Origin of the sequence: Acinetobacter sp. 1294596 (genome assembly GCF_000582925.1) — a bacterium.
GTDB lineage: Bacteria > Pseudomonadota > Gammaproteobacteria > Pseudomonadales > Moraxellaceae > Acinetobacter > Acinetobacter radioresistens.
The window spans coordinates 1-439 of the sequence record NZ_JFCC01000133.1; the positions used below are offsets into that span (position 1 = coordinate 1).

Sequence of the window (439 nt, forward strand, 5' to 3'; positions counted from 1 at the left end):
ATCTGGCCGGTATTGTTGAGCATGTGACCCTGCTTGAGTTTGCTGATACTTTACGTGCAGATCAGGTATTGCAGGACAAGCTGGCGAGCCTGCCGAACACGACAGTAATCAAGTCTGCGTTGACTACCGAGGTGGTGGGAGACGGCTCACAGGTGACTGCGCTGCGTTATCAGGACCGGGTATCTGGAGAGGACAGGGAAATTGAACTGGCGGGTATCTTTGTACAGATTGGTCTGCTGCCGAACACTGACTTTCTGAAAGGGTCAGAAGTCGAGCTGAGTAACCGCGGTGAGATTGTGGTGAACGAGCGTAACGAGACCAACGTAAAAGGTGTATTTGCGGCGGGTGATTGTACAACGGTACCGTACAAGCAGATCATCATTGCTACAGGTGAAGGTGCAAAAGCGTCGCTCTCTGCTTTTGATTACATTATCCGCTC

1 protein-coding gene is annotated in these 439 nt (G+C 51.3%); it reads left to right on the forward strand.

Annotated elements, in window-relative coordinates:
* The coding region (locus J502_RS16230) for an FAD-dependent oxidoreductase (RefSeq protein ID WP_034685303.1) at positions 1–439 on the forward strand (439 nt) is incomplete at both ends.